Consider the following 248-nt stretch of genomic DNA (forward strand, 5'->3'; position numbering starts at 1 on the left):
TGATGCAAGTCCAGCAAACGATGCATCTGGTGATAAAACGCAGTTCGGTCAATTAGGAAAAGGTGCCCTTCTTCGTATTTACGATCGTACGATGGTAACACATAGAGGAATGCGCGAATTCATTTTAGATACAGCAGAAACACACAACATTCCGTACCAATACTTTATTTCACAAGGTGGTACAGATGCGGGCCGTGTACATACAAGTAACTCAGGTATCCCATCAGCAGTAATTGGTGTTTGCGCAC

Annotated in this window: 1 pseudogene; it reads left to right on the top strand. The window is 43.5% G+C overall.

What is annotated here, in order from left to right:
- A pseudogene (locus SB658_RS26335) lies at positions 1-248 on the top strand (peptidase M28); the annotation flags it as partial.

Source organism: Bacillus sp. SIMBA_008, from assembly GCF_046535495.1.
GTDB classification, from domain to species: domain Bacteria; phylum Bacillota; class Bacilli; order Bacillales; family Bacillaceae; genus Bacillus; species Bacillus subtilis.